Annotated in this window: 6 protein-coding genes, 8 tRNA genes and 1 rRNA gene; 14 read left to right on the top strand and 1 reads right to left on the bottom strand. The window is 41.5% G+C overall.

Annotated elements, in window-relative coordinates; all coding sequences use genetic code 11:
- The 9 genes from rrf to BLL40_RS14290 all read left to right on the top strand — a co-directional run.
- A 5S ribosomal RNA gene (gene rrf / locus BLL40_RS14330) occupies positions 1-99 on the top strand; the annotation flags it as partial.
- A gap of 127 nt (positions 100-226) precedes the next feature.
- Positions 227-301, top strand: a tRNA-Asn gene (locus tag BLL40_RS14325).
- Positions 302-308: 7 nt separating this feature from the next.
- Positions 309-381: transfer RNA gene (locus tag BLL40_RS14320), tRNA-Thr, on the top strand.
- Positions 382-412: 31 nt separating this feature from the next.
- A tRNA-Glu gene (locus tag BLL40_RS14315) sits at positions 413-484 on the top strand.
- A gap of 6 nt (positions 485-490) precedes the next feature.
- Positions 491-566 (top strand) — tRNA-Val (locus tag BLL40_RS14310).
- Between the two features lie 17 nt (positions 567-583).
- Positions 584-659 (top strand) — tRNA-Thr (locus tag BLL40_RS14305).
- A 25-nt stretch (positions 660-684) separates the two neighbouring features.
- Positions 685-768: transfer RNA gene (locus BLL40_RS14300), tRNA-Tyr, on the top strand.
- 71 nt (positions 769-839) lie between these two features.
- A tRNA-Gln gene (locus tag BLL40_RS14295) sits at positions 840-914 on the top strand.
- A 4-nt stretch (positions 915-918) separates the two neighbouring features.
- Positions 919-991: transfer RNA gene (locus BLL40_RS14290), tRNA-Lys, on the top strand.
- A 193-nt stretch (positions 992-1184) separates the two neighbouring features.
- On the opposite strand, the gene BLL40_RS14285 is transcribed toward BLL40_RS14290, so the two are convergent.
- Positions 1185-1334 (bottom strand): aspartyl-phosphate phosphatase Spo0E family protein, encoded by a 150-nt coding sequence (locus BLL40_RS14285; RefSeq protein WP_073712541.1) that lies wholly within the window; start codon positions 1332-1334, stop codon positions 1185-1187.
- Between the two features lie 156 nt (positions 1335-1490).
- Between BLL40_RS14285 and sigW the strand changes: the two genes are divergently transcribed.
- The 5 genes from sigW to glmM all read left to right on the top strand — a co-directional run bounded on the left by sigW (position 1491) and on the right by glmM (position 5959).
- Positions 1491-2054, top strand: a complete 564-nt coding sequence (gene sigW, locus BLL40_RS14280) for an RNA polymerase sigma factor SigW (RefSeq protein WP_073712540.1) — start codon at positions 1491-1493, stop codon at positions 2052-2054.
- 19 nt (positions 2055-2073) lie between these two features.
- Positions 2074-2670, top strand: coding sequence for an anti-sigma factor family protein (locus BLL40_RS14275; protein ID WP_073712539.1), 597 nt, complete (start codon positions 2074-2076; stop codon positions 2668-2670).
- A gap of 113 nt (positions 2671-2783) precedes the next feature.
- Positions 2784-3623, top strand: coding sequence for a diadenylate cyclase CdaA (gene cdaA, locus BLL40_RS14270; RefSeq protein ID WP_073712538.1), 840 nt, complete (start codon positions 2784-2786; stop codon positions 3621-3623).
- Positions 3616-4575 carry a CdaR family protein gene (locus BLL40_RS14265; protein ID WP_073712537.1) on the top strand — a complete coding sequence of 320 codons (960 nt, stop codon included), beginning with the start codon at positions 3616-3618 and terminating at the stop codon, positions 4573-4575. The genes cdaA and BLL40_RS14265 overlap by 8 nt, the downstream gene beginning before the upstream one ends.
- A 37-nt stretch (positions 4576-4612) precedes the next feature.
- Complete coding sequence (gene glmM / locus BLL40_RS14260) at positions 4613-5959, top strand: phosphoglucosamine mutase (RefSeq protein ID WP_073712536.1); 1347 nt, start codon at positions 4613-4615, stop codon at positions 5957-5959.
- The last annotated feature ends 41 nt before the right edge of the window (positions 5960-6000 follow it).

Here is a 6000-nt window from a genome sequence, read left to right as displayed (position 1 = left end):
AGACGTCACACCCGTTCCCATCCCGAACACGGCAGTTAAGCTCTTCAGCGCCGATGTTAGTTGGGGGTTTCCCCCTGTGAGAGCAGGACGCCGCCTGGCAAAAGTGAAAATGATCATTTAAACTTGGCTGACATAAGATGGACCATTAAAGAGATATTTTTATCACATAAGTGGTGACGACTTATGCCCAAGAGTTTGATTTGATTATTGTAACTGATCAAATTATTCCGCAGTAGCTCAGTGGTAGAGCAATCGGCTGTTAACCGATCGGTCGCAAGTTCGAGTCTTGCCTGCGGAGCCATTGCTTTGCTTCCATAGCTCAGCAGGTAGAGTGCTTCCATGGTAAGGAAGAGGTCACCGGTTCGAACCCGGTTGGAAGCTTATTGCATTCAAACTGGTTTAATTTTATAAGGGCCCCTTGGTCAAGCGGTTAAGACACCGCCCTTTCACGGCGGTAACACGGGTTCGAATCCCGTAGGGGTCATCATTTGGAGGATTAGCTCAGCTGGGAGAGCATCTGCCTTACAAGCAGAGGGTCGGCGGTTCGATCCCGTCATCCTCCACCATTTATTCTTTTAATGATGCCGGTGTAGCTCAATTGGTAGAGCAACTGACTTGTAATCAGTAGGTTGGGGGTTCAAGTCCTCTTGCCGGCACCATCTTTTTATGCGAACAAATTATAGCGGAGGGGTAGCGAAGTGGCTAAACGCGGCGGACTGTAAATCCGCTCCTTCGGGTTCGGCAGTTCGAATCTGCCCCCCTCCACCATTTTCTCTAAAGGAACAGATTCACAATGTTCTTTTTCTCAATTTAGGTTACACTAATACAAAAAATACTATTGGGCTATAGCCAAGCGGTAAGGCAACGGACTTTGACTCCGTCATGCGCTGGTTCGAATCCAGCTAGCCCAGCCATTTTGAGCCATTAGCTCAGTTGGTAGAGCATCTGACTTTTAATCAGAGGGTCGAAGGTTCGAATCCTTCATGGCTCACTTTGAAAAAAGCTGACAACAAACCTATTATTGGTTTTGTTGTCAGCTTTTTTATTTATCGAAGAAGGGTCAGATAAAGGTGGAAAAGAATTAATTGCGGAAGCATCAGTTGCATTGATAGCTTTGTTATTCTATGAAAACTGTTATAATAAATATAAAATGGAAGCAGCTTCAGTATGGTGTTGCTTCCATTTTATTTAATTTGTTGATATTCATTGAGCAGTTGGTCAAGCTTTTGACTTAATTCCACTACATCAATATCAGAGAGTGATGTCTTCATTGCAAGTGAAATCATTTCGTATCGGCAGTTTTCAATTTCGTTCTGAAGGTGTATTAATTGCATATGTTGATACCCTCCTTAATCATAAAGGCTTACATATATAATCATACATCATTTCAAATAAATGTAAACAATTAATTATCGTTTTTTACTACTTTGTTGAAACTTTTATGTAATGCATCCGTATAGACATATACCGCCAGGGCGGGGGGAGAAAAAATGGATTTAATGGTACAGAGACGAATTAAACAAGTATTAAAAGGTGATCAAAATGCATTTGGTGAAATTGTCGAATTGTATAAAGACAAAGTGTACCAGATTTGTTTTCGTATGCTTTGGGATCGGCATGAAGCAGAGGATGCAGCTCAGGAAACATTTTTAAAGGCGTTTTTAAACATACACACATATAATCAGGATAAGAAGTTTTCAACGTGGCTATATCGCATTGCAACGAATTTATGCATTGACAAAATACGTAAAAAGAAACCGGATTATCATCTTGATGCAGAAATTGCGGGAACAGATGGATTAAATATGTACTCTCACCTTTCATCCGGTGATCAGCTTCCTGAAGAGGAAGTGGAAAGTTTAGAAGTACAGGAAACGATTCGTCAAGCCATTTTGCTTCTCCCTGAAAAATATCGTTCGGTTATTGTATTGAAATATGTAGAGGAATTACCGCTTCAAGAGATCGCGGATATATTGGAGCTTCCGCTCGGAACAGTGAAAACACGTGTACACCGGGGCAGAGAAGCATTGCGAAAGCATTTGCGTCATTTGTAATGAAAGGGTGTGATGAACGATGACATCTTGTCCGAAACAGATTGTTCATTATATGCATGAGTATCTGGATGGGGAAATTGAAAATGATGCGAAAGAGGAACTAAAGTTACACATTGAAACGTGTGAAGACTGTAAGCATCATTATCTTGAATTGAAAAAAACGATTGCATTTGTTCAAAGTGCATCTCATATAGCAGCACCGGCTGGTTTTAAGGCTAGAGTAATGGCATCACTTCCAAGAGATAAGAAGAAAATGGGCGTGGAACGATGGCTTAGAAATCATCCCTTTTTTACGGCGGCTGCTTTATTTCTCCTGTTAATGGGCGGTGGATTTTTCTCAATGCTGGAGCAGAGGGATCATCAGTTTGCTTTTACAAAAAACAGTGAACTAAAGGTAGAGAACGAAACGGTTATTGTCCCGCCGGGCACAGTAATTGAAGAGGATGTTGTTGTGAAAAATGGGGATATTCGAATTGAAGGCGCAGTTAACGGGGATGTGACGGTTATTAACGGGGAGCGATATATGGCGGCGGCTGGAAGCGTAACAGGAGAAATTGAAGAGATTGACCGTCTGTTCGAACGTCTCTGGTTTGAAATAAAATCGTTGTTTAAATAAAAGAAGCAGCGGGCAAACATCTGCTTCTTTTCATCTCATGTGCTATAATAGACAGGTTAAAGAAGAAAGCTATTTTCTTCACGGCTCCGTAATTCCAACCTGGAGGATAAAGTATGCCGTATATCACTTATTTTCAAGATTTTACATTTATTGATTATTTATCGAATGCAATTGATATATTACTTGTATGGTATGTTGTTTATAAATTATTAATGGTGATTCGAGGGACAAAGGCTGTTCAGCTATTAAAAGGAATTTTTGTGATCGTCATCGTGAGGGCGGTTAGCGGACTATTTGGTCTTAGTACGCTCAGCTGGATTATGGAGCAGGCGCTCACATGGGGTTTTCTTGCGGTCATTATCATATTCCAGCCAGAAGTACGGCGTGCGCTTGAACAGCTAGGACGTGGCCGGTTTTTTTCCCGGAGTGCGATTCAGGAAGATGAAGAACAGCGGAAAATTATTGAAGCGCTTCTCAAATCGGTTCGTTATATGAGCAAACGGCGGATTGGTGCGCTGATCTCAATTGAAAAAGAGACGGGCATGAATGATTATATTGAGACAGGAATTCCGATGCAATCTGTCATTACGTCAGAGTTATTAATTAATGTTTTCATTCCGAATACACCACTTCATGATGGTGCAGTTATTATTCAAAAAGATCAAATCGCTGCTGCGGCTTGTTATTTGCCGTTGTCGGAAAATCCGTTCATTTCAAAAGAACTTGGGACGCGTCATAGAGCAGCACTTGGCATTAGTGAAGTGACAGATAGTTTAACAATTATTGTGTCAGAAGAAACGGGTGCAATTTCGGTGACGAGAAATGGTGACCTATACCGTGACTTGACAGAAGAAGAATTTGAAGGGATTCTAGAACACCAACTGTTATCAGGTATTGAAAAAAATGAAACTTCTAACCGCTGGGCGTGGAAGGGGCGGAGAAGCAATGGATAAATTTATTGAAAGTAAATGGTTTGTACGTGTTGTAGCCCTTTTACTAGCCTTTTTGCTATATGTATCTTTAAATTTTGATGATTTTGAGCTAGCACAACGTATAGACAATTCTGGCCAGGAGACATCAGAGGTGTTGACGAATGTACCTGTACAAGCCTATTATGATACAGAAAATTTATATATTTCTGGGCTGCCTAAGCAGGTACGTGTCGAATTGTCAGGACCAAAGAGTTTAATTGAGTCAGCGAAGCGTCTACGCGATTTTAGACTGTATGCTGATATGACGGGTCTTGAACTGGGTACCCATCAAGTTGCGATCAAACATGAAAACTTTTCGGATAAGCTGAAGGTATCTATTCAACCGGCCGCTGTCGAAGTGTCGATTGAAGAAAGAGTGACCAAGACGTATTCTGTTAAACCAGAATTCAATGATTCAGCTTTGGCGGAAGGCTATCAAGTTGATACTGTGACAGTCGCTCCTCAGGAAGTGAAAGTAACCGGTTCACAGTCGGATATTGAGAAAATTGCTTTTGTAAAAGCGGCGTTGACAAGCGGACAGCAGATTGATGAAGAAACAACGGCGACTGCCAATGTGCAGGTGCTAGATGGCGATTTAAATAAACTTGATGTGAAAATCGAACCGGAGACCGTTCAAATGTCTATCTCCGTTAAAAACCCTAGTAAAAAAGTAGAGATCAAAGCCGTTCCAAAAGGAGAACCGCCGACTGGAATAAAAATTGTATCACTTGAACCAGATATTGAGGAAGTGACGGTTTACGGAAAAGAAATGGTGCTGGAAGAACTAGTAGAGCTCACAATCCCTGTTGATGTAAGCAGCGTAACAAAAGATACAACGATGACGGTGCCTATTGAGCTTGGAAATGGAATTAATTTTACGTCACCACAAGTAGTAAAAGTGAAAGTAACAGTGGAAAAAACAACTGCAAAATAATGATTGAGCAGTTTCATTAAAGGAGAGAAAACAATAGATGGGTAAGTATTTTGGTACAGATGGTGTCAGAGGTGTAGCAAATACAGAATTGACACCGGAACTTGCATTTAAACTGGGCCGTTTTGGTGGGTACGTGTTAACGAAAAATACGGATCGGCGTCCGAAAGTATTAATTGGACGTGATACACGTATTTCTGGACCAATGCTTGAAGGTGCGCTTGTCGCAGGTCTTCTGTCAATCGGTGCTGAAGTCATGCGTCTCGGTGTTATCACGACACCGGGTGTGGCGTATTTGACGAAAGCGATGGATGCCCAGGCTGGGGTCATGATTTCAGCTTCTCACAACCCCGTTCAAGATAATGGAATTAAGTTTTTTGGCTCAGATGGCTTTAAATTATCTGACGAACAGGAATTGGAAATTGAAGCGCTTCTTGATCAGGAAGACGATACATTGCCGCGTCCTTCAGGCAGTGAGTTAGGGTCTTTGAATGATTATCTTGAAGGCGGCCAAAAGTATATTCAATATTTAAAGCAAGCTGTTGATGAAGATTTCCACGGAATTCATGTAGCGCTTGACTGTGCACATGGCGCCGCATCTGCGCTTGCTACGCATTTGTTTGCCGATCTTGAAGCCGATATTTCGACAATGGGTGCCTCGCCGAATGGCTTAAATATTAACGATGGTGTCGGTTCTACACATCCGGAGAAACTAGTACAGTTTGTGAAAGAAAAAGAAGCTCATTTAGGTCTTGCATTTGATGGTGATGGCGATCGTTTAATTGCTGTTGACGAAAAAGGGAATATTGTTGATGGCGATCAAATTATGTTTATTTGCGCGCGTTATTTCAAAGAGCAGGGTAAGTTAACAAATGATACGATTGTATCAACAGTGATGAGTAATCTTGGGTTCTATAAAGGGCTTGAAGAAATAGGCATTAAGAGCGAGCAGACAGCTGTTGGTGATCGTTACGTTGTTGAAGCGATGAAAAAATATAATTATAATCTTGGCGGTGAACAATCCGGCCATATTATTTTCCTAGATTACAATACAACAGGTGATGGTTTACTTAGTGGTCTTCAGCTTGTGAATATTATGAAAACGACAAAAAAGTCATTGTCAGAACTGGCTGCAGACATGAAAAAGTTTCCGCAGACACTCGTAAACATCCGTGTGACGGATAAACATCATGTCACAGATAATGAAAAAGTAAAAGCCGAGATTGAAAAAGTAGAAGCGGAAATGGCTGGAAATGGCCGCGTACTTGTACGTCCATCTGGTACAGAACCGCTTGTGCGCGTCATGGTCGAAGCTGCAACAGAAGAGCAATGCCATTCTTATACAGAACGCATTGCAACCATTGTAGAAGAAGAATTGGGTCTTTAAATGAAATAAACAAAAGGGGCAGGCTAGGCAGTCAGTGACAA

This window comes from Domibacillus mangrovi (assembly GCF_001906925.1).
Taxonomy (GTDB): Bacteria; Bacillota; Bacilli; order Bacillales; family Domibacillaceae; genus Domibacillus; species Domibacillus mangrovi.
Note: the sequence above shows the minus strand (reverse complement) of the source record. Positions and strands in the feature narration are given on the sequence as shown.

What these genes read in the sequence shown, in the direction of transcription:
- BLL40_RS14285 (WP_073712541.1), bottom strand. Translation starts at nt 1,334, where the DNA reads ATGCAATTAATACACCTTCAGAACGAAATTGAAAACTGCCGATACGAA.
- sigW (WP_073712540.1), top strand. Translation starts at nt 1,491, where the DNA reads ATGGATTTAATGGTACAGAGACGAATTAAACAAGTATTAAAAGGTGAT.
- BLL40_RS14275 (WP_073712539.1), top strand. Translation starts at nt 2,074, where the DNA reads ATGACATCTTGTCCGAAACAGATTGTTCATTATATGCATGAGTATCTG.
- cdaA (WP_073712538.1), top strand. Translation starts at nt 2,784, where the DNA reads ATGCCGTATATCACTTATTTTCAAGATTTTACATTTATTGATTATTTA.
- BLL40_RS14265 (WP_073712537.1), top strand. Translation starts at nt 3,616, where the DNA reads ATGGATAAATTTATTGAAAGTAAATGGTTTGTACGTGTTGTAGCCCTT.
- glmM (WP_073712536.1), top strand. Translation starts at nt 4,613, where the DNA reads ATGGGTAAGTATTTTGGTACAGATGGTGTCAGAGGTGTAGCAAATACA.